Origin of the sequence: Isoptericola cucumis (assembly GCF_014635665.1) — a bacterium.
GTDB lineage: Bacteria > Actinomycetota > Actinomycetes > Actinomycetales > Cellulomonadaceae > Isoptericola > Isoptericola cucumis.
Map to the genome: position 1 here is coordinate 67831 of NZ_BMDG01000007.1, position 20323 is coordinate 88153.

The 20323-nt window shown below is 75.5% G+C and carries 21 protein-coding genes; 12 read left to right on the forward strand and 9 right to left on the reverse strand.

What is annotated here, in order from left to right:
- The first annotated feature begins 20 nt into the window (after positions 1 to 20).
- From IEW03_RS11445 to secA, 5 genes are all read left to right on the forward strand, one after another.
- Positions 21 to 848: a ComF family protein gene (locus IEW03_RS11445; RefSeq protein ID WP_188523821.1), complete on the forward strand. Its 828-nt coding sequence runs from the start codon at positions 21 to 23 to the stop codon at positions 846 to 848.
- A gap of 176 nt (positions 849 to 1024) precedes the next feature.
- The gene (gene hpf / locus IEW03_RS11450; protein ID WP_188523822.1) at positions 1025 to 1681 is read left to right on the forward strand and encodes a ribosome hibernation-promoting factor, HPF/YfiA family; all 657 of its coding nucleotides are present in this window, start codon (positions 1025 to 1027) and stop codon (positions 1679 to 1681) included.
- Positions 1682 to 1933: 252 nt separating this feature from the next.
- Positions 1934 to 3166, forward strand: coding sequence for a winged helix-turn-helix domain-containing protein (locus IEW03_RS11455; RefSeq protein WP_188523823.1), 1233 nt, complete (start codon positions 1934 to 1936; stop codon positions 3164 to 3166).
- Between the two features lie 59 nt (positions 3167 to 3225).
- The gene (locus IEW03_RS11460) at positions 3226 to 4809 is read left to right on the forward strand and encodes a cation:proton antiporter domain-containing protein (protein WP_188523824.1); all 1584 of its coding nucleotides are present in this window, start codon (positions 3226 to 3228) and stop codon (positions 4807 to 4809) included.
- A gap of 187 nt (positions 4810 to 4996) precedes the next feature.
- Positions 4997 to 8023: a preprotein translocase subunit SecA gene (gene secA / locus IEW03_RS11465; protein ID WP_188523825.1), complete on the forward strand. Its 3027-nt coding sequence runs from the start codon at positions 4997 to 4999 to the stop codon at positions 8021 to 8023.
- 33 nt (positions 8024 to 8056) lie between these two features.
- On the opposite strand, the gene IEW03_RS20420 is transcribed toward secA, so the two are convergent.
- Complete coding sequence (locus IEW03_RS20420; protein WP_229737933.1) at positions 8057 to 8764, reverse strand: Rv3235 family protein; 708 nt, start codon at positions 8762 to 8764, stop codon at positions 8057 to 8059.
- Between the two features lie 76 nt (positions 8765 to 8840).
- Positions 8841 to 9689: a LysM peptidoglycan-binding domain-containing protein gene (locus tag IEW03_RS11475; RefSeq protein ID WP_188523826.1), complete on the reverse strand. Its 849-nt coding sequence runs from the start codon at positions 9687 to 9689 to the stop codon at positions 8841 to 8843.
- A 170-nt stretch (positions 9690 to 9859) separates the two neighbouring features.
- Here IEW03_RS11475 and IEW03_RS11480 point away from each other — a divergent pair, with 170 nt between their 5' ends.
- The gene (locus IEW03_RS11480; protein ID WP_188523827.1) at positions 9860 to 10405 is read left to right on the forward strand and encodes a hypothetical protein; all 546 of its coding nucleotides are present in this window, start codon (positions 9860 to 9862) and stop codon (positions 10403 to 10405) included.
- Positions 10406 to 10411: 6 nt separating this feature from the next.
- Here the strand turns inward: IEW03_RS11480 and IEW03_RS11485 are convergent, their stop codons facing one another.
- Positions 10412 to 10621 (reverse strand): helix-turn-helix domain-containing protein, encoded by a 210-nt coding sequence (locus IEW03_RS11485; RefSeq protein WP_188523828.1) that lies wholly within the window; start codon positions 10619 to 10621, stop codon positions 10412 to 10414.
- Positions 10622 to 10760: 139 nt separating this feature from the next.
- Between IEW03_RS11485 and IEW03_RS11490 the strand changes: the two genes are divergently transcribed.
- Genes IEW03_RS11490 through IEW03_RS11500 form a run of 3 tightly spaced genes read left to right on the forward strand, consistent with a single transcriptional unit; the run spans position 10761 to position 13443 of the window.
- Complete coding sequence (locus IEW03_RS11490; RefSeq protein WP_188523829.1) at positions 10761 to 11414, forward strand: CpaB family protein; 654 nt, start codon at positions 10761 to 10763, stop codon at positions 11412 to 11414.
- On the forward strand, positions 11414 to 12877 hold the full coding sequence (locus tag IEW03_RS11495) for a CpaE/TadZ family protein (RefSeq protein ID WP_188523830.1): 1464 nt from the start codon (positions 11414 to 11416) through the stop codon (positions 12875 to 12877). Before IEW03_RS11490 ends, IEW03_RS11495 begins: the two co-directional genes overlap by 1 nt.
- A gap of 50 nt (positions 12878 to 12927) precedes the next feature.
- Entirely contained in the window at positions 12928 to 13443 is a 516-nt protein-coding gene (locus tag IEW03_RS11500; protein WP_188523831.1) for a DUF6912 family protein, read from the forward strand.
- Positions 13444 to 13447: 4 nt separating this feature from the next.
- Here IEW03_RS11500 and hisN read toward each other — a convergent pair whose 3' ends face one another.
- From hisN to IEW03_RS11525, 5 genes are all read right to left on the reverse strand, one after another.
- Positions 13448 to 14269: a histidinol-phosphatase gene (gene hisN, locus IEW03_RS11505; RefSeq protein ID WP_188523832.1), complete on the reverse strand. Its 822-nt coding sequence runs from the start codon at positions 14267 to 14269 to the stop codon at positions 13448 to 13450.
- Between the two features lie 52 nt (positions 14270 to 14321).
- Positions 14322 to 15368, reverse strand: a complete 1047-nt coding sequence (gene rsgA / locus IEW03_RS11510) for a ribosome small subunit-dependent GTPase A (RefSeq protein ID WP_188523833.1) — start codon at positions 15366 to 15368, stop codon at positions 14322 to 14324.
- Positions 15368 to 16747: a 3-phosphoshikimate 1-carboxyvinyltransferase gene (gene aroA / locus IEW03_RS11515; protein WP_188523834.1), complete on the reverse strand. Its 1380-nt coding sequence runs from the start codon at positions 16745 to 16747 to the stop codon at positions 15368 to 15370. Before aroA ends, rsgA begins: the two co-directional genes overlap by 1 nt.
- Before the next feature lie 74 nt (positions 16748 to 16821).
- Positions 16822 to 17391 (reverse strand): DoxX family membrane protein, encoded by a 570-nt coding sequence (locus IEW03_RS11520; protein ID WP_188523835.1) that lies wholly within the window; start codon positions 17389 to 17391, stop codon positions 16822 to 16824.
- 109 nt (positions 17392 to 17500) lie between these two features.
- Positions 17501 to 17626 (reverse strand): type II secretion system protein, encoded by a 126-nt coding sequence (locus IEW03_RS11525; RefSeq protein WP_188523836.1) that lies wholly within the window; start codon positions 17624 to 17626, stop codon positions 17501 to 17503.
- 93 nt (positions 17627 to 17719) lie between these two features.
- On the opposite strand from IEW03_RS11525, the gene IEW03_RS11530 reads away from it, so the two are divergent.
- The 3 genes from IEW03_RS11530 to rsrA all read left to right on the forward strand — a co-directional run bounded on the left by IEW03_RS11530 (position 17720) and on the right by rsrA (position 19970).
- Positions 17720 to 18682 carry a helix-turn-helix domain-containing protein gene (locus tag IEW03_RS11530; RefSeq protein WP_188523837.1) on the forward strand — a complete coding sequence of 321 codons (963 nt, stop codon included), beginning with the start codon at positions 17720 to 17722 and terminating at the stop codon, positions 18680 to 18682.
- Positions 18683 to 18990: 308 nt separating this feature from the next.
- Positions 18991 to 19698, forward strand: coding sequence for a sigma-70 family RNA polymerase sigma factor (locus IEW03_RS11535; protein WP_308808210.1), 708 nt, complete (start codon positions 18991 to 18993; stop codon positions 19696 to 19698).
- Complete coding sequence (gene rsrA / locus IEW03_RS11540; RefSeq protein ID WP_188523838.1) at positions 19695 to 19970, forward strand: mycothiol system anti-sigma-R factor; 276 nt, start codon at positions 19695 to 19697, stop codon at positions 19968 to 19970. The genes IEW03_RS11535 and rsrA overlap by 4 nt, the downstream gene beginning before the upstream one ends.
- 99 nt (positions 19971 to 20069) lie before the next feature.
- Here the strand turns inward: rsrA and IEW03_RS20655 are convergent, their stop codons facing one another.
- The gene (locus tag IEW03_RS20655; protein WP_099052597.1) at positions 20070 to 20144 is read right to left on the reverse strand and encodes a 50S ribosomal protein bL37; all 75 of its coding nucleotides are present in this window, start codon (positions 20142 to 20144) and stop codon (positions 20070 to 20072) included.
- Positions 20145 to 20323: the final 179 nt, after the last annotated feature.

Below are 20323 nucleotides of genomic sequence, written 5' to 3' on the forward strand. Positions count from 1 at the left end.
GCGGCCGGCAGGCTCGGCACGTGCCTGCACCCTCCGAGCCGACCGCCCGCGGTCCCGCGCCCGCGCCACCGGTCCTCTGGGCGCGCGAGCTCGCGCGTCTCGTGGTGCCGGTGTCGTGCCCCGGGTGCGGCCGGCCGGACCTGCCGTGCTGCCCGGCGTGCGCCGCGCTGCTGCACGGGCCGCTGCTGCGCGCCGAGGCCACGGCGCCGCGCCTCGACCGGCTGGACGGCGTCGCGCCGCTGCCGGTCTGGGCGCTCGCCCGGTACGCGGACGAGGTGCGAGGGCTCGTCGTCGCCTGGAAGGACCACGGCCGCGTCGACCTGGACCGGGTGCTCGCGCCGGCCCTGGAACGCGCGGGCGGCCAGGTCGCGGGGGCCGTGGCCGACGCGGCCGCCGGACGCACCGTCCTCGTCGTGCCCGCGCCGTCGACCGCGTCCTCGCGCCGCGCCCGCGGCCGGGACCACCTCGCACCGCCCGCCCGGGCCGTGGTCCGCGGGCTGCGTGGCGCCGGGGTGGCGGCCCGTGCCGTGCCCGCGCTCCGGCGGCTGCGGGGCCCGGACCAGGTGGGCCTCGGGGCGCGTGCGCGGGGGCGCAACCTCGCGAACGCGGTCGTCGTGCGGGGGCGGGCACTGCCGACGGGCGGCGGCCCGCCGGCCTGCCTGCTGCTGGACGACGTCGTCACGACAGGTGCGACGCTGGCCGCCGGCGAGCGCGCGCTGGAGGCTGCCGGGGCGGACGTCGTAGCCGCCCTGGTCGTCGCGGCGACGCCGCCGCCGGGCCGGCGCCGCACCGGCACAGACCCTCCACCGCCAGCGGTGTACCGGGCGAGCGCGGACGGGTTAGCCTAGGGATCCGACGGCGGGTGGGGTGCCACCGGCGCACCGCTCGTCGGACCCCACGAGCGGGCCGGGCCCAGCGTCCGGCGACCGGGAGGTGGTGCCGAGACCGGCACCCCCAGAGGTGCCCAGACAGCACATCCGGGCCGCTCGGGTCGGGCGGCCTCACGACGAAGTGGAGCAACACGATGGAGATCGTCGTCGTCGGCAGGCACACGGAGGTGGCGGACAGGTTCCGCCGTCACGTGGAGGACAAGCTCACCAAGGTCACCCAGCTCGCGCCCCACGCTCGCCGCGTGGACGTGGAGGTCACCCGCGAGAACAACCCGCGGCTGTCCGAGGTGCGCGAGAAGGTGGAGCTCACCGTCCGGGACAAGGGCCCCGTCATCCGCGCCGAGGCGGCTGCGGACGACCGGTTCGGTGCCCTCGACATGGCGCTCGACAAGCTCTCCGAACGACTGCGGCGATCGCGCGACCGGCGCAAGGACCACCGCCGCCGCGCGAACGACGTCATGGCCGCCGTCGATGTCCGCCCCTACGAGGAGGTCGCGGCCGAGACCGCCGCGGCAGCCGAGCCCGCCGTCCTGACGGAGCCCGGCGACGCCGTCGAGCACCAGCTCGGGGACTCTCCGGTGGTGATCCGCCAGAAGCTCCACCGGGCCGAGCCGATGACGATCGACGACGCGGTCTACCAGATGGAGATGGTGGGCCACGACTTCTTCCTCTTCATCGACAAGGAGTCGGCCCGTCCGGCCGCCGTCTACCGGCGCAAGGGCTGGACGTACGGCGTGATCGAGCTGGACTCGCAGGTCGACGGGGTCGAGCCCGTCACCGAGCTCGTCTGACCCTCACAGGCCGCGCCGGCTCGTGTCGGCTCGCGGTCCGAGCTGGTCGGGACCTTCGTCGCGGGGACGCGTTCACGGGCGCCAGGGCGCCCTCCACTTCGGGAGGGATACGTCCCCGCGACGCAGGTCCCGACCAGCTCGTCTGCTGTCGGTCACCCGCGGTGCCGTGGACTTCTCGTCGCGGAGAATCGCTGATCGGCTCGTTCGCCGCGGCTCGTCCTGGCTGTCGGTGGGGGCGGGCAGGATGGCCGCGTGGACTCGATCTCGCTCGCCCAGGCCCGCCGGATCGCGCTGGCGGCACAAGGCCTCGACCGCCCACGCCCGGCCGCGGCGGGGCCGGTCACGATGCGCCGGCTGACGGCCGAGGTGAGCCGGCTCAACCTGCTGCAGATCGACTCGGTGAACGTGCTCGCCCGTGCGCACCTCGTCCCGCTGTACTCGCGGCTGGGGCCGTACGACGTCGGCCTGCTCGACCGGGCGTCGGGCAGCGCGCCGCGCAAGCTCGTCGAGACCTGGGCGCACGTGGCGTCGTTCGTGCCGGTCACCACCTACCCGCTGCTCGAGTGGCGCCGGCGCCGCTACCAGGACGAGGCGTGGGGCGCGATCGCGGGTGCGCCCCTGGCGCACGCCGCCGAGGTCGACCTGGTGCGCGGGATGGTCGCCGAGCGGGGGCCGGTGACCGCCCGCGAGATCCACGACGAGCTCGAGGCCGCCGGCCGCACCGCGCCCCGCTCGCGGGAGGAGTGGGGGTGGAACTGGACGGTCGCGAAGCGCTGCCTCGAGTTCCTCTTCTTCACCGGCGAGGTGATGTCGGCGCGGCGCAACTCCGCGTTCGAGCGCTGCTACGACCTGCCGGAGCGGGTGCTGCCGCCCGCCGTCCGCGCCGCCGGCCCCGTGCCCGACGACGAGGCGGTGCGGCGCCTGCTCGAGCTCGGCGCGCGGGCGCACGGCGTCGGCACGGCCCGCTGCTTCGCCGACTACTTCCGCCTGCGCGGGCCGGCCGTCAAGCGCGCGCTCGCCGAACTCGTGGAGGAGGGCACCCTGGAGCCGGTGGAGGTCGAGGGCTGGGCCGAGCGCACGTACCGGCACCGGGCCGCGCGGCTGCCGCGCCGGGCCACGGCGCGCACGCTGCTCAGCCCGTTCGACCCGCTGGTGTGGGAGCGTCGCCGCCTCGAGGCGCTGTTCGACGTCTACTACCGCATCGAGATCTACGTGCCCGCGCCCCAGCGCACCCTCGGGTACTACGTCCTGCCGTTCCTCGAGGGCGATGCCGTCACCGCGATGGTCGACCTCAAGGCCGACCGGCAGGCGGGTGTGCTGCGGGTGCAGGCGGCGCACGCCACCGCGCACGCGACCGCCGACACCGCGGCCGCGCTCGGCGCCGAGCTCGACGTGCTCGGCGGCTGGCTGGGCCTGGGCACCACCTCGGTCGCGCCGGCGGGCGACCTGGCGGCCGACCTCGCCGGAGCCGTGCGCGCCGCCTGACCTGCCGGGCGCGCCCGGGACTCGTAGGATCAGCGCGTCCCCGAGGGTCAGGAGCGACCATGGCCACGGCCGTGCTGTACCTCGCCGCCGCGCTGGTCGGGGGCTTCGCGGCGACGCTCGTCCGGCTGCCGCCGCTCGTGGGCTTCCTCGCCGCCGGGTTCGCCCTCGGCGCGGCCGGCGCGCCGGAGCTGCCGGAGCTGGAGCTGGTCGCCCAGCTCGGTGTCGCGCTGCTGTTGTTCGCCATCGGGCTCAAGCTCGACGTCCGCTCCCTGGTGCGGCCGGAGATCTGGCTGACCACGCTCGTGCACCTGGTGGTGAGCGTGGCGGTCGCCGTGGGCTTCCTCGGGCTGCTCGCCGTCGTCGGGATCGGGCTGCTCGCGGACGAGTCCGTGGGGTCGCTGGCCCTCGTCGGCCTCGCCCTGTCGTTCTCCTCGACGGTGTTCGTCGTGAAGGTGCTCGAGGACCGCTCGGACGCGACGGCGCTGTACGGGCGCATCGCCGTCGGCGTGCTGGTGGTGCAGGACGTCGTCGCGGTGGCGTTCCTCGCCGTCTCGACCGGGGAGCCGCCGAGCCCGTGGGCGTTCGCGCTGGTCGCGCTGGTCCCCGGCGCGTGGGTCCTGCGGCGGGTGTGGGACCGCGCGGGCCACGGCGAGCTGCAGGCCCTGTTCGGCGCGTTCGTGGCGCTGGTGCCCGGGTTCTGGCTCTTCGAGGTCGCCGGGCTGTCGGGCGACCTGGGCGCGCTGGTCATGGGCGCGCTGCTCGCCGGGCACCCGCACGCCACCGAGCTGTCGCGCTCGCTGCTGACGGTCAAGGACCTCGCGCTCGTCGCGTTCTTCCTGCAGATCGGCCTGCACGGCGTCCCGGCCGCCGTCGACGTCGTCCTCGCCGTGCTGCTCCTGCTGATGCTGCCGCTGCAGGTCGGGCTCTACGCCGGGCTGCTGTGGCTGATGCGCCTGCGCCGCCGCACGTCGTTCCTCGCGGGCCTCGCGCTCGGCAACTACTCGGAGTTCGGCATCATCGTGGTCGCCTTCGGCGTGACCGGCGGGCTGCTCGACGAGGAGTGGACGGTGATCGTCTCGCTCGCGGTCGCGGCGAGCTTCGTCGTGTCGGCCGTGGTCAACCGCCGCGGCGTCGAGATCGCCGGGTGGCTCACGCGGCTGCTGCCGGCCCGCGACGCCGCACGGCTGCACCCCGACGACCGGCCGGTCGACATCGGCGACGTGGACGCCGTCGTCCTCGGCCTGGGCCGGGTCGGCTCGGCCACCTACCGCCAGCTGCGCGACGCCCACGGCCTGGACGTGATGGGCGTCGAGCACGACCAGACGCGCGTGGCCACCCTGCGGGAGGACGGCATCGCGGTGGTCCGGGCCGACGCGACCGACTGGGAGTTCTGGGCGCGGGTCAAGCGGGCCGGGCACGTGCGGCTGGCGGTGCTCGCCATGCCGTTCCACAAGGCGAACCTCATCGCCCTCGCCCGGCTGCGCGCGGCCGGGTTCGACGGCCGGGTGGCCGCGATCGCGCGCTACGACGAGGACGCCGACGAGCTGCGCCGCCACGGGGCCCACGCGGTCTTCCACCTGTACGGTGCGGCCGGGGCGGAGCTCGCGGACCGGGCCGTGACGGAGCTGGCCGAGGGCCGCTGACCTGCGCGTCCCGCGCGGTCGGGGGCCCCCGGGTCGTTCGTCGGGCGCGAACCTGAGCACCGCGTCCAGGTGAGCGGCCTAGGATGTGCGGGTGTGACCCACGGTGCGGTCGTCAGACCGCCCGCCGCCAGATCCGCCACCGTCCGGTCCCGGTACCACCGGGGCGTCACCGACCCAGGAGTACTGCGTGCCTGCGATCCTCGAGAAGGTCCTGCGAATCGGCGAGGGCCGGATCCTCAAGAAGCTCACGAACCTGGCCCAGCAGGTGAACCGGCTCGAGGAGAGCTTCGCCGACCTCAGCGACACCGAGCTGCACGAGGAGACGGACCGCTTCAAGGAGCGGCTGGCCCACGGCACCAGCCTCGACGAGCTGCTCCCGGAGGCGTTCGCCGCCGTCCGCGAGGCCGCGCGGCGCACGCTCGGCCAGCGGCACTTCGACGTCCAGCTCATGGGCGGCGCGGCGCTGCACCTCGGCAACATCGCCGAGATGAAGACCGGTGAGGGCAAGACCCTGGTGGCCACCACGGCGGCGTACCTCAACGCCCTCGAGGGCAAGGGCGTGCACGTCATCACGACCAACGACTTCCTCGCGAAGTACCAGGGCGACCTCATGGGCCGCGTCTACCGGTTCCTCGGCATGACCACCGGCGTCATCGTCTCCGGCCAGGCCCCCGACGAGCGTCGCAGGCAGTACGCGGCCGACATCACGTACGGCACCAACAACGAGTTCGGCTTCGACTACCTGCGCGACAACATGGCGTGGTCGCCCGACGACCTCGTGCAGCGCGGCCACCACTTCGCCATCGTCGACGAGGTGGACTCGATCCTCATCGACGAGGCCCGCACGCCGCTCATCATCTCCGGCCCCTCGTCGGGCGACGCGAACCGCTGGTACACGGAGTTCGCGAAGGTGGTGCGGCGTCTCGAGGTCGAGCGGGACTACGAGGTCGACGAGAAGAAGAAGACGGTCGGCGTGCTCGAGCCCGGCATCGAGAAGGTCGAGGACTACCTCGGCATCGACAACCTCTACGAGTCGCTCAACACCCCGCTCATCGGCTTCCTCAACAACGCCATCAAGGCGAAGGAGCTGTTCAAGCGGGACAAGGACTACGTCGTCCTCAACGGCGAGGTCATGATCGTCGACGAGCACACCGGCCGTATCCTCGCCGGTCGCCGCTACAACGAGGGCATGCACCAGGCCATCGAGGCCAAGGAGGGCGTGCAGATCAAGGCCGAGAACCAGACGCTCGCCACGATCACGCTGCAGAACTACTTCCGCCTGTACGACAAGCTCGCCGGCATGACCGGTACGGCCGAGACCGAGGCAGCCGAGTTCCAGGGCACCTACAAGCTGGGCGTCGTCCCGATCCCGACGAACAAGCCGATGATCCGCATGGACCAGGCCGACCTCGTGTACAAGAACGAGGACGGCAAGTTCGGCGCGGTCGTCGACGACATCGTGGAGCGGCACGCGAAGGGCCAGCCGGTCCTCGTCGGCACCACGAGCGTCGAGAAGTCCGAGCTGCTCTCGGGGCTCCTGAAGAAGGCCGGCGTGCCGCACAGCGTGCTCAACGCCAAGGAGCACGAGAAGGAGGCGGCGGTCGTGGCCCAGGCGGGGCGCAAGGGCGCCGTCACCGTCGCGACCAACATGGCCGGCCGCGGTACCGACATCATGCTGGGCGGCAACGCCGAGTTCACCGCCGTGGCCGCGATGGCCGAGCGCGGGCTCGACGCCGCCGAGGACCCGGAGGCCTACGAGGCCGCCTGGCCCGAGGTGCTGGCCAAGGCCGAGGAGTCGGTCGCCGCCGAGCACGCGGAGGTCGTCGACCTCGGCGGGCTGTACGTGCTGGGCACGGAGCGTCACGAGTCGCGCCGCATCGACAACCAGCTCCGCGGCCGCTCCGGCCGTCAGGGCGACCCGGGCGAGTCCCGCTTCTACCTGTCCATGCAGGACGACCTGATGCGCCTGTTCAACTCGGGCATGGCGTCGTCGATGATGGACCGCGCCGGCTTCCCGGACGACATGCCGCTCGAGTCGAAGATGGTGACGCGCGGCATCCAGAGCGCGCAGTCGCAGGTCGAGGCGCGCAACTTCGAGATCCGCAAGAACGTGCTCAAGTACGACGACGTGCTGGCCCGCCAGCGCTCCGTCATCTACTCCGAGCGCAAGCGCGTGCTCGAGGGCGAGGACCTCGCCGAGCAGGTGCAGCACTTCCTCACCGACGTCGTCACCGCCTACGTCGACGGCGCGACCGGCCAGGGCAACCCGGAGTCCTGGGACCTCGACGGGCTCTGGACGGCGCTGAAGTCGGTGTACCCGGTGACGATCACGCCCGACGACGTGGTCGAGGAGGCCGGCGGCGTCGGTCGCCTGAGCCACGAGATGATCCTCGCGGAGCTGCTGTCCGACGCACGCGTGGCCTACGAGGCCCGGGAGGAGTCCCTCGGCGAGACCGCGATGCGCCAGCTCGAGCGCCGCGTCGTGCTGTCGGTGCTCGACCGCAAGTGGCGCGAGCACCTCTACGAGATGGACTACCTCAAGGAGGGCATCGGCCTGCGCGCGATGGCGCAGCGCGACCCGCTCGTGGAGTACCAGCGGGAGGGCTTCCAGCTCTTCCAGGCCATGACCGAGGCCATCAAGGAGGAGTCGGTCGGCTTCCTGTTCAACCTGGAGGTCCAGGTCCAGCAGGGCGGCGCGCCCGGCGGCGGCCCGGCGATCTCCACCGCGGGCGCGGCAGCGGCGGCGCAGTCGGCCGCCGGCCAGGTGGTGGGCGGGTCGGCCCGGGCGGGCACGGCCCCCGCCGCGGTCGGGGGCGCGGTGCCCGCCGACGCGGCGCCCGTCGCGGACGCGCCGGCCGCGCCCGAGGTCCCCGCCGCGTTCGGCGGTACGACCGCGGACGCGCCGCAGGAGCCCCGCACCGCCGAGGCGGAGCCCGAGGCCGCCGGCGCGCCGGTCGAGCAGGACGAGCCGGTCCTGGTCGCCAAGGGGCTGGAGACGCCCCGGCCGCCGCAGAACCTGCAGTACTCGGCGCCGAGCGAGGACGGGTCGACGACGGTCGCCGGCGGCGACTCGCGCCGCGCCCGCCGGGCCCTGCACGGCGAGGCCGCCTCCGTCGAGAGCGACGGCCGGACGTTCCCGGGCACCCCGCGCAACGCGCAGTGCCCGTGCGGGTCCGGCAAGAAGTACAAGGTCTGCCACGGCATCAACGAGTGACCTCCCGGGCCCGCCCCCGACGGGCGGGCCCGGTCAGCCGATCTCGAGGACGGCGACGCGCCACGTGCCGCGCCGTGCCTCGAGCCGCACGGCGGCCGCACGGACCCGGCCGTCGTCGTCGAGGACGACGGTGGCCTCCGCGACGTCCTCACCGAGGCGGACCAGGCGCACCCGGCGCACCAGCACCGGGCGGTTCCCCGCACCCTCGGCGACCGTGCCGCCCGCGGCGTGCTCGCGCAGGAGCCTGGCCCGCTCGACCAGCTGGTCGCGGACCTGCGGCGTGACCCACCGCGCCAGCTGGGCGGCCGGGCGCTCGCCCCGCAGCACCTCGACCGCGGCGCGCACCACCGCACAGCACTGTGCGGTGGGGTCCGGCAGCGGCGCGGGAGGCTGCTCGCGCAACGGGCGCTCGAGCTCGTCCTCGAGCTCCACCGTGCGGCGGGCGGACGGCGCGCCGACGCGGACCTTGCGCACCCCGGGCCGCGTCGCCGCGCGCGGGTAGCCGGCCGGTCCCTGCCGGCGCGGTGCCCCGGTCACCCGGGGCGGGCGCGGCGCGTCGACCGCGGGTGCCGTCGCCGCGGTGGGCGCGTCCGGCCGAGGCGTCGGCCGAGCGTCCGGCGCGGTGCCGGCAGGCCGGCCGGTCGTCGACGAGGACGGGGCCGGGGCCGCGGACGGCGGCAGGGTCGACGGGACGGTCGACGGGGAGGTCGCGGTCGTGGTCGGGGTGACGGTCGTGGTCATGAGGGCCTCCGGGGAGTGCGGCGTCGTCGGGCACCGGGTGGGGCAGCGGGGTGGCGGCCGGAAGAGTTCCGGCAGGTCAGCCGGGCGTGCGCAGCACCTGGCCGGGCAGGATGAGGTCGGGGTCGGCGCCGAGGACGTCGCGGTTCGCGTCGTGCCAGCGGGTCATCTCGCGCAGCACGTCGGCGTCCGAGGGGGAGCCGCCGAGCTGCGCTGCCGCGATGTCCCAGAGGGTGTCGCCGCGCACCACGACGCGGGTCCCGTCGTCCGGCGGGGTGCCGCGCGCCGCGGAGAGGACGTCGTGGGACACGGTGGAGGGGCGGTCCGGCGATGCGTCGGGCCGCGCGTCGGCGTCGGGGGTGCCGTCGAGAGGCGCGGTGTCGGCGTCGGTCACGGCCGTGACGGCTCCGTCGACGTGGGTGCCGGGGCCGGCGGGGGCCGCGGGCGTCGCGGGCTGCGGGGCGTCGTCGGACGCGGGCTGCCACCCGAGGTCGAGGACGACCGAGGCCGGCGCCGAGTCGGGGCTCGTCTCCCCGCCGTCCGCCGCGAGCGCCGCCGTGGGGGCGAGCGCGAGCCCCGTGCCGACCCCGATGCCGACCGCGGACCGTGCGAGCCTGCGCACGAGGGCGGGCGCCACGCGGTCGAGCAGCGCCTCGCCGGCCCGCCACCGGTGGCCCAGCCGGGCCGCCGCCACGTAGAGGAGCCCGACCAGCGCGCTCAGGGCGAGCCAGGTCGCCGCGACGGACCCGACGGCGAGCACCGCCAGCTCGACCGCCCGGTCGACGGGGATCGTGGGCACGGCCTCGAGCCGGGCGGGGAGCAGGGGCCAGGCGCGGTGCCCCAGCGCCGCGGCGACCGCGGCCGCCGCCAGGAGGACGAGCGCCAGTCGGGCGGTGCCGTGCTCGCGGTGTCCCGTCGTGCTGGACATCAGGTCTCCTTCGTCCCGCTGCCGATCCCGAATCATCTCCGATGATGTCGGTTGATAGCAGTTGATGTGTTCTGGTGCTGGATATTGAAGCGGACTGGTGCCGGGTTGTCTACCCGGGCATGCTGTGGGCGTCCGCCGACCGGCGGGGCCGAGCGAGAGATGAGGGCCGCATGGGTGCCGCACCGACCCGGTGGGAGCTGCTCTTCGCCGACCTGGAGGCCCGGTTCGCCGCCGAGGAGGCCGCCGAGCGCGAGGGCACCGTCGCCGACCTCACCCGCGCCGAGCAGGCCTCGATCGGGCTCACGGAGCGGCTGCGGGCGGTCGTGGGCGGCGGGGTCCGGCTCGACCTCGCGGACGGCGAGGGGATCGAGGGCCGGCTGCTGCGGGTCGCCGACGGCTGGCTCCTGCTGGAGGGCCACGGGGCTCGCGGCCGCGTCCAGCACCTGGTGCCGCGCGCCGCGCTCACCGGGGTGGTCGGCCTGGGGCGTCAGGCGGTGCCGTCCGGCGCCCGCACCGACCGGCTCGGCCTGGGGCACGTGCTGCGCGGGCTGCAGCGGGACCGGGCGCGGGTGCTCGTCCGCACGACCGGGGGAGCGTCGACCGGGCGGATCGGCCGGGTGGGGTCGGACCACCTCGACGTCGAGGAGATCGACCGTGCGCGACCCGTCGTGCGGACGGTGCCGTTCGGGGCCGTGCTGCGCGTCAGCGAGGCGTGAGGGCCCTCAGAGGTCGCCCGAGGCGATCCGGTCCCGGGTGCGCGCGTACTGGTGCTCGATGTACTCCTCGAGCTTGCTCGCCTCGACCCGCCACACCTTCTTGGGCCCGACCTGGATCGCCGGCAGCTCGCCCGAGCGCACCAGGGAGTAGGCCTGGGTGCTCGAGATGTTGAGCATCTCCTGCACGTCGGCGAGAGACAGGAACCGGCTGGTCATACCGAGATTCTGGCACAGGCGTCGTCCGTGTTGACCGTCGTTGTCCACAGCGGTGGTCGGAAGCACTCTGCGGATCACGGATGATAGTTGTCCGGCGCGACGACGCGCCGCGTCAGCACCGATCCTCCGGAGGACGTCCGTGAGCACCGACCACCTGCCCGCACCGGCCGCCCCGCGCCTGCGTCGCCCCACGTGGCGCGACCCGCGCCTCGTCGTCGGCGTCGTCATCGTCGCCGCCTCGGTGGCGCTGGGGTCGTGGGCCGTCTCCAGCGCGGGACAGACCGTCGCGGTCTACGCCGCCGACGGCACCCTCACCCCCGGCGAGCCGCTCCAGGCCGACCAGCTGCGCACGGTGGACGTGCGGCTCGGCTCCGGCACCGAGCTCTACCTGAGGGCCGACGAGCCGCTCCCCGAGGACCTCGTCGCCCTGCGCGTCGTCGACGAGGGCGAGCTCGTCGCGCGGACGGCGCTCGGCACCGGGGCGGACGTCGACGTCCGGTCCGTCGCCGTCCCCGTCGACCGCGGCGTCTCCGAGCGGATCCGGCCGGGCGCCGTCGTGGACCTCTGGTCGGTGCCCGAGGCGGCGGCCGGCGGCCAGGAGGCCGGCGAGCCCACCTCCGTCGTGAGCGGCGTCGTCGTCGAGCAGGTCGACACCTCGGACGGCGGCCTGGTCGTGGCCGACGGGGCCACGCTGCACGTGCTCGTGCCGTCCGACGAGCTGCCCGCCGTGCTGCGGGCCCTGGCGTCGCCGGGCAGCGTCACGGTGGTGCCCCAGGCGGGGGCCGGAGCCTGATGGCCGCGAGCCTGACCGTGCTGAGCGCGGTGCGCGGGCCCGCCGAGACCGACGTCGTGCTCGCCCTGGGCGCGCCCGGGTCCGGCATCACCGTCACCCGTCGCTGCGGCGACGTCGCGGAGCTGCTGGCCGCGTCCGCCGCCGGGGCCGGCGCCGTCGCCGTCGTCTCGGCGGACCTGCCCGGCCTCGACCGCGACACCGTCGGCCGCCTGCACGCCGACGGCGTCCGCGTGGTCGTGCTGGGCGACGCCGCGTCGCCGGCCGACCGGCTGCGGGCGGTCGGCGTGGACGTCGTCGTCGAACGCTTCGACGAGGCCCACCTGGTCGCCGCGGTACGCGAGGCGGCCACCGTCGTCGTGACGGGCGGGCCCGGGCGGTCCGCCGTGGCCGAGCCGGAGGCGGGGATGCTCCTCGGGCGCGGCGGGCGCGACGCCGGACCGGCCGCGGACGACGGCCCGGCCCCCGGCTCCGCCGCCGACGACGACTCTGACGACGGCACGGTGCCGGGCGGGCGCCACGGCCGCGTCGTGGCGGTGTGGGGCCCCGTGGGCGCGCCCGGCCGCACCACGACGGCGGTCGAGCTCGCGGCGGCCCTCGCCGGGCTCGGGGCACGGTCCGCCCGGCGCGGCCGTCGCCGGCACGGGGCGGGGCGCGGGCCCGGTCACGGTGCTGATCAGGGGTCGGGTCACGAGGCCGGGCCCGCCCTCCTCGTGGACGCCGACACGTACGGGTCGTCGGTCGCGGCACGGCTCGGGCTCCTCGACGACGCCCCCGGGCTCGCGGCGGCGGCACGCGCCGCGAGCCAGGGCACCCTCGACCTGCCCACGCTGGCCCGGCACAGCCCGGTCGTCGCGGGCTCGATGCGGGTGCTCACCGGCATCACGCGCGCCGCCCGCTGGCCGGAGCTGTCCGCCTCCGCGCTGGAGGTCGTGTTCGAGCGCGCTCGTGAGCTGGCGGACTGGACCGTGGTCGACTGCGGGCCGCTGCTCGAGGCCGACGAGCTGCTGATGTACGACACCCACGCTCCGCAGCGGAACGCGGCCACGCTCGCCGCGCTGGAGGCCGCCGACGTCGTGGTCGTCGTCGGCGCGGCCGACCCGGTCGGCATCCAGCGCCTCGTGCGGGGCCTGGAGGACCTCGCCGAGGTGCCGGTCCCGGTCGCCGCACCGCGTGTCGTCGTCGCCAACCGGGTGCGCGCGTCGGCCGTCGGGCCGCAGCCCGAGGCCGCGGTGCGCGACGCCCTCGCCCGGTACGCGGGCGTCGACGACCTGTCCGTCGTGCCGGACGACCCGACGTCGCTCGACGCCGCCGTCCTGGTGGGCCGCACCCTCGCGGAGCACGCCCCGGGCTCGCCCGCGCGCGAGGCGGTCGCAGCCCTCGCCGACCGGGTGCGCGGCCTCGCGCGCGAGCCCGGGTCCGCGGGAGCCGGCTCCGCGCGGGCCGCCGCCACCGTCGGCGGCTGACGGCGCGCCGCCGTGCGGCCGTCGGCGCCGTCGCACGGCAGACTGTGCCCATGCGCATCTACGTGCCAGCCACCCTCGACGAGCTCACCGGTGCCGCCGTCACCGCGGGGGGAGCGCGGTGGGACCTCCCGGCCCGCGTCGTGCACGCCGTCACCCCGGCCCTCGCGGCGGCCTACCCCGAGGACGACGACGAGGGGCACGAGTACGCGGCGTTCCTCGCGGCCGCCGACGACTCGCTCGCGCTCGTCGCCGCACGACCCGCCGCGGTGCCGCTGCGGGCCGTGGTCTCGCTGGACGTGCCGGACGGCGTCGTGACCCCGGCCCGGGCCGAGCCCGGCGCCGACACGGCCGAGAGCGCCGTCGAGGCCGCCGCGGTGCCCGGCGTCGAGATCGTGGCCGTCCACGTGGACGAGCCCGAGGCGGCGGCCGACGTGCGCGCGGTGCTCACCGCCGCGGACGGCCCCGACGACCAGGACGACGCGCTCGACGCCGCGCTGGAGCGGGTCACCGACCGGGACCTGCTCTGGTACGACCCCACCGAGATCGGCGAGATCCCGCGCCCCTGAGGGGTCAGCCGAGGTAGACCAGGGTGGCGTCGTGCAGGTGGCCGTTGGTCGCGAGCGCGTTGCCGCCCCACGGGCCCTTCTCGCCGTCGAGCGAGGTGAACCGGCCGCCGGCCTCGGTGACGATGGGCGCGAGCGCCGCCATGTCGTACACCTCGAGCTCGGGCTCGGCCGCGAGGTCGGCGGCGCCCTCGGCGACGAGCATGTAGGACCAGAAGTCCCCGTACCCGCGGGTGCGCGCGCACTGCCGGGTGAGGTCGAGGAAGCCGTTGAGCTTGTCCCGCTCCTCCCACCCGGACAGCGACGAGTACGAGAACGAGGCGTCCGACAGCGACGACACCCCGGACACCGACATCCGGCTGGCCGAGGCGAGCGACTTCCCGGTCCACGCGCCCGAGCCCTTCGCGGCCCACCAGCGCCGGCCCAGCGCGGGCGCCGAGACGAGGCCCATGACGACGTCCTCGCCGTCGGCGAGCGCGATCAGCGTGGCCCACACGGGGACGCCGCGCACGAAGTTCTTGGTGCCGTCGATCGGGTCGATGATCCAGCGCCGCGCCCCGCTGCCCGCCGAGCCGTACTCCTCGCCGACGATGGCGTCGCGGGTGCGCGCCCGGTGCAGCTGGGCGCGGATGAACTCCTCCGCGGACCGGTCGGCGTCGGAGACCGGCGTGTCGTCGGGCTTGCGCTCCACGTGCAGGTCGACCGCACGGAACCGGGACATGGTGATGGCGTCCACCTGGTCGGCGATGACGTGGGCCAGGCGCAGGTCGTCCTCGTACGTGCGCGCGGGTCCGCTGGTGGGGCTGGGAGTCGGCTGGGTATGGGACACGCCTCACACGCTAGCGGTCCCCGGCCGCGAGCGGTGACCAGGCGCGCGGGGGTCAGTCCGAGGCGCTGCGTGCCGTGAGCAGGCGCCGGAACGACGCCAGCCGGGCCGACCGCGCCGCGCGGGCGTCGTCGTCGGGCGCGTCGTCCACCCAGTCGTCGAGCGCGCAGTCCGGCGAGTCGGCGAGGTGCGTGCACCCGCGGGGGCAGGCGGCGGCCACGGCGCCCAGGTCCTCGAACGCGGCGAGCAGGTGGGCCGTCTCCACGTGCGCGAGCCCGAACGAGCGCACCCCGGGGGTATCGATGACCCAGCCGTCGTGCTCCGTGTCGTCGGCCGCCGGGCCCACGGGCAGCCGCAGCGCGACCGCCGACGTCGAGGTGTGCCGGCCGCGGCCGGTGACATCGTTGACGATGCCGGTCGCCCGCCGCGCCTCGGGCACCAGCGCGTTGATCAGCGTGGACTTGCCGACCCCGGAGTGGCCGACGAGCACCGACGAGCGGCCGAGCAGGCGCTCGCGCACGGTTTCGACGGACGCCGGGTCGTCGCTACGGGTGACGACGACGTCGACGCCGATCGGCTCGTACAGCGCGCGCAGGTCGTCGGCCGGGGCGAGGTCGGCCTTGGTGAGGCACAGCAGCACGTCCATGCGTGCGTCGTACGCGGCGACGACGCAGCGGTCGATCATGCCGGTGCGGGGCTCGGGCTGGGCGAGGGCGGTCACGACGACGAGCTGGTCGGCGTTCGCGACGACGATCCGCTCGTAGGGGTCCGTGTCGTCGGCGGTGCGGCGCAGCACCGAGGTGCGTTCCTGGATGCGCACGATCCGCCCCAGCGTGCCGGCGTCGCCCGTGGTGTCGCCGACGACGTCCACCCGGTCGCCGACGACGACGCGGGTGCGGGTCAGCTCCCGGGCCTTCATCGCGACGACCGTGCGCTCGTGGGGGGAGCCGTCGTCGACGACGAGCTGGTAGCGGCCCCGGTCGACGCCCACGACCTGGCCCGTGACCGCGTCCGCGTGCTCGGGCCGCTGCTTGGTGCGCGGCCGCGAGCCGCGCTTCGACGGGCGGGCGAACCGGGCGTGCTCGTCGCGGGCCCGCGCCATCAGGCCGCTGCCCCCGGGCCGCCGGCGACGCCGAGCATGCGCTCCCACATGGCGTCGAACCCCGGGAGGGTCTTCGCGGTGGTCGCGACGTCCTCGACCCGGACGCCCGGCACCCGCAGGCCGAGGAGCGCGCCCGAGGTGGCCATGCGGTGGTCGGCGTAGGTGCGGAAGACGGAGCCGTGCAGCGGCTGCGGCGTGATGACGAGGCCGTCGCGCGTCTCCTCGCACCGGCCGCCCATGCGGGTGATCTCGGTGGCCAGCGCGGCCAGCCGGTCGGTCTCGTGGCCGCGCAGGTGCGCGATGCCGCGCAGCCGGGTGGGGGAGTCCGCGAGCGCCGCGAGGGCGGCGAAGGTCGGGGCGAGCTCGCCCGCCGCGCGCAGGTCGACGTCGACCCCGTGGATCTCCCCGGAGCCGGTCACGACCAGGACGTCGCCGTCGGCGCCGGGCTCGGTCGTCGTCACGGCGCCCATGCGCTCCAGCAGCTGCGGGACGAGGGCGCCCGGCTGGGTGGTCGACGCCGGCCAGCCGGGCACGCGCACGGTGCCGCCGGCGACGAGCGCGGCCGCGAGGAACGGCGCCGCGTTCGACAGGTCCGGCTCGACGCGGACGTCCCGCGCGGCGACGGGCCCCGGCGCGACCTGCCAGATGCCGCTGCGCGAGTCGTCGACCCGGACGCCCGCGTCGCGCAGGGTGGCGACCGTCATCTCGATGTGCGGGACGCTGGGCAGGGTGCTGCCCACGTGGCGCAGGGTCAGCCCGCGCTCGTACCGGGCGGCGGCCAGCAGCAGGCCCGAGACGAACTGCGACGACGCGGAGGCGTCGACGTCCACGGCGCCACCGCCGACGCGGCCGGTGCCGTGCACCGTGAACGGCAGGTGGGTGGGCAGCCGGCCGGCGGGGGCCTGGCCGTCGTCGGTCACCCTGATGCCGAGGGTGTGCAGCGCCGCGAGCACCGGGCCCATGGGGCGCACGCGTGCCTGGGGGTCGCCGTCGAAGTGCACCGGGCCGTCGGCGAGCGCGGCGACCGGCGGCAGGAAGCGCATGACCGTCCCCGCCAGGCCGGTGTCGACCCGGGTGCCCCCGCGCAGCGGGCCGGGCGTGACGTGCAGGGTGGCGGGGTCGTCGCCCTCGGTGACGGCGACGCCGAGGTCGCGCAGCGACGCGATCATGAGGTCGGCGTCGCGGGAGCGCAGGGCGCCGCGCAGCGTCCCGGGGCCGTCGGCGAGGGCGGCCAGCACGAGCAGGCGGTTGGTCAGCGACTTGCTGCCCGGGACCTCGACCGTCGCGTCCAGCGCCCCGGTGGCGACGGGGGCGGGCCAGGCGTCACCGACCCCCGGGTCGGCGGCGGGCTGCGGGTGCGGCGGGACGGCTGCGCTCATGCCCCCGAGGCTAGTTCACGGCCCGTGGTCGGCGACGGCGGGTCTCGTCGTCGCTCGCCCGGTCGCCCTGTCGATCAGTCGGCGACGCGGTGCAGCTCGCGCTCGGCGGCGGCCCTGGCATGCTCGAGCTGGTGGGTGGCGGCGCCCTTGGCGTGCTTCAGCTCGCGCGCCCCGCGGCCCTTGGCGTGCTCGAGCTCGCGCGACGCCTTCGCGCGCGCGGCCTGCACGCGGTAGGTGAGGCCGGGGCGGCCCTCGAGGTCGATGCCGGCGACGACCGCCGCCCCGACCTTGCCGAGGTCCTTGACGAAGGCGGCGGTCTTGAGGCTGCGTTCGGCCCCGCGGCTGGTGAACGGCTGGTGCGCGACGGCCAGCGGGGCGGTGAGCGCGGCGAGGGCCAGCGCCGCCGAGCGGGGGGTGCGGCCGACGGCGAGGAGCAGGCCGGCGACGGCGGTCGCCGCGCCGTGGACCCGCACGAGGAGCGACAGCTGGGTGTCGCTCAGGGGCTCGGTGCCCACGGTGTCGGTGACCAGGGCCGCGCCGTCGCGCGCGGCCTCGACGTGCTCGGCCGGGTGGAGCGCGGCCTGCACGCCGTCGTACACGAACGGGGCGGCCAGCAGGGGCCTGGCGATACGACGCAGCAGCATGGACCCACTGTGGCAGAGGGCCGCGAGCGTCGCGCGGGGACTCGCGGTGGGCGCCAGCGTTCGCTCCGCGTACCGCGGACCGGTCATTCCGGCCGGTCACTCCCACCAGTCACTCCCACCAGTCACGGTGGGAGCGCGGGGGAGTGCGCGTGCCGAGCCCGTCCTGTCGGACGACGCGGGGGAGCGCGACGAGCGAGACGACGGTGAGGATCGCGAGGACGACGAGGAGTTCCATGGCAGTAATGATTCGCGCATGGCACTTCTGCCACGAGTGGCAGAAGTGCCATGTAGCGTCGACATCCTGCCGAGTCCGTGCGACGCTGGTCGCATGATCCAGAAGGTGGCGGCCGTCGTCGTCCCGGGCGCGGCGCCGTTCGAGCTCGGGGTGGCCTACGAGGTCTTCGGCATCGACCGCCGGGACACGGGCGGGCCGTCGTTCGACTTCACGCTCTGCACGCCGCGGCCCGGCCCCGTGCCCACCAAGGGCGGGTTCCCGGTGGTGGTCGACGCGGGTCTCGAGGCGACCGACGACGCCGACGTCGTCGTGGTCGTCGCCTACGGGATCGAGGACGACGACGGCGCCCCGCCGCACGAGCTGCTCGACGCGCTGCGGCGCGCGCACGCGCGCGGCGCCTGGCTGTTCGCCATCTGCTCCGGCGCGTTCGCGCTCGCGCACGCCGGCCTGCTCGACGGCCGGCGCTGCACGACGCACTGGATGTACACCGACCGGCTGGCCGAGCTCGCCCCCGCCGCCGACGTGGACGCCGGGGTGCTGTTCGCGCAGGACGGCCGGATCCTCACCAGCGCGGGCACGGGGGCCGGCATCGACGCGGCCCTGCACCTGGTGCGCACCGAGCTGGGCGCCGACGCGGCCCGCCACGTCGCCCGCCGCATGGTGGTGCCGCCCCAGCGCGAGGGCGGACAGGCCCAGTTCGTCGTCGACCCGCTGCCGCGCGAGGGCGAGTCGCTCGCGGGGCTGCTCGCGTGGATGCGCGAGCACCTGGCGGCCGAGCACACGGTGTCCCGGCTCGCGCGGCGGGCGGCGATGTCCGAGCGCACCATCGCGCGCCGGTTCCGGCAGGAGACCGGCACGACGCCGGCGGCCTGGCTCGCCCGGCAGCGCGTGGCGCGCGCTCAGGAGCTGCTCGAGAGCACCGAGGCGCCCGTCGACGAGATCGCGCACCTCGTCGGCTTCGGCACGGCGGCCGTGCTGCGGCACCATTTCGCCCGGCACCTCGGCACCAGCCCGCTGGCCTACCGGCGGCGGTTCTCCTGCGCCGAGGCGAGCTGACCGGCCGCCGACCGGCACCAGGCGGGCCCCCGGCCGGCCGGGCGTCCGCCGGGAATTCCGGGCGTCCCGTCGCGGTTGCACACCCCGTGGAGCCCAGCACCCCGGCAGCGACCGCCGTCCTGCCCGAACAGACCCGCACCGACGGTCGTGCCGACGCGCGCGCTGGCGAGGTGCGGCTCTTCGGCGTCCCGGCGCTCGCGGCGCACGCGACCGACGTCCCCGCGGCCGAGACGCTGCTCGGCCCCGCAGCACCGCACACCTCGTGGATCGGAGGACCAGCCTCGGTGGCTCGACTAGGCTCGACGGTGATGACCCAGAACCTGGACCCGACGGGCGCGCCAGCCCCGGACGGTTCCCACGGGACCATGCACGACCAGGCGGACGACACGGCAGCCGTGGAGATCCCCGAGGACACCGAGCGCGCCCCGGAGGAAGAGACGGCGAACGCGCGCGCGGCCCGCTTCGAGCGTGACGCCCTGCAGTATCTCGACCAGCTCTACTCGGCGGCGCTGCGGATGACGCGCAACCCCGCCGACGCCGAGGACCTGGTCCAGGAGACGTTCGCGAAGGCGTTCGCCGCGTTCCACCAGTACAAGCCCGGCACCAACCTCAAGGCGTGGCTGTACCGGATCCTCACCAACACGTTCATCAACAACTACCGCAAGAAGCAGCGCGAGCCCAAGCAGTCCCAGGCCGAGGATATCGAGGACTGGCAGATCGCACGGGCGGCGTCGCACACGTCGCAGGGGCTGCGCTCGGCCGAGGCCGAGGCGCTCGACCGCCTGCCCGACTCCGACGTCAAGCGCGCGCTGCAAGAGCTCCCCGAGGACCGGCGCATGGTCGTGTACTACGCCGACGTCGAGGGGTTCCCCTACAAGGAGATCGCCGAGATCATGGGTACGCCGATCGGGACGGTGATGTCCCGGCTGCATCGTGGTCGTCGCCAGCTGCGCGAGCTGCTCGCCGACTACGCCACGAAGCGTGGGCTGGTCGCTGCCCGTGGAGGAACGTCATGACCGATCCGATCACCCCGATCCCGCACGAGCAGGCCGAGGGGGAGACCGAGTGCGAGCACGCGCTCGTGCATCTCAACGAGTACCTCGACTCGGAGATGACCCCCGAGGACGAGCGGCGCATGCGCGCGCACGTGGCGCACTGCTCGCCGTGCCTGGCGGAGCTGAGCGTCGAGGAGCTCGTGAAGCAGCTCGTGCGGCGCTCGTGCGCCGAGCGGGCGCCCGACGCGCTGCGGGTGCGCATCCACGAGCAGCTCACGATCCTGAGCCGCTGAGCCGGCGCCTGCCCCCCGAGACGACGAAGGGACGGACCGCACCCTGTGCGGTCCGTCCCTTCGTCGTCTCGCCGAGAGCTGGTCTCGGCGAGGGCAGCGTCAGGCGTTGGGACGCTTGCCGTGGTTCGCGGCGTTGCCCTTGCGGCTACGGCGCTTGCGACCGCGCTTGCTCATGATGGTCTCCTCACGATGTGGACGGGGGTCGCCCCCATCTTCCCACACGGCACCTCGCGCACGGTCCCGCCCGGAGATCCGGGATCTCCCCGATCCTCCGGCGGGACGGTTTCTGGCAGGGTGGGACACGAGGCCCGGCGGCAGGTCCGGGCGCCGCGGCCCGAGGCCGCGCCAGATCG